Source organism: Vibrio sp. 704, assembly GCF_033339295.1.
Genome location: NZ_JAWOUH010001078.1, coordinates 1 through 505, shown reverse-complemented (window position 1 = coordinate 505; position 505 = coordinate 1). Strand labels below are relative to the sequence as shown.

Genomic DNA, 505 nt, shown 5'->3' with positions numbered 1-505 from the left:
GAGAGTTGATGTATTCGAGCCTCTGCTCAAAGGTCGCCACTCGTTGACTGTCACTTAACTGAGCGCCAATTTCTAAAAACAGACGCATGGCAAAACGGTCAATCGATGTACCCAATCTCAAATACGTTTTCACCAATTGGCTGGCGCACAAACTGTCCACCACACTTCTGTCCAACAAGCGTTGCAACAACGATAACTGGTCGTCATTCAGCACACCTTCACTCAACAGCTGTCGGTGATTCACGTGGACAACATTGAGATCCTGTGATGGCTGAGACGCACTCTCGTATCGTGCTCCTCTTTGCAAAACAGTGACTTTCCTTTGCGTCACAATGCTGTCAGGAAAAAGCGAACGGCGTCGCCAATGCTGCTTTTTCATTTGTGTTCTTCTCCGCATCCCTTTCGAACACTCCAGAATGAAAGGGATGTAATAAATTTGAATTATTCGTTCTTACGCTGAACATAATAGAATTTTATGTCCGTCGGTGACTTTCAAAATTAGTCA

At 45.0% G+C, this 505-nt stretch carries 1 pseudogene; it reads right to left on the bottom strand.

The features are described 5' to 3' along the window. Positions 1-397: pseudogene (esxD, locus tag R7R24_RS30740) on the bottom strand (type III secretion system regulon anti-activator ExsD); the annotation flags it as partial. Positions 398-505: the final 108 nt, after the last annotated feature.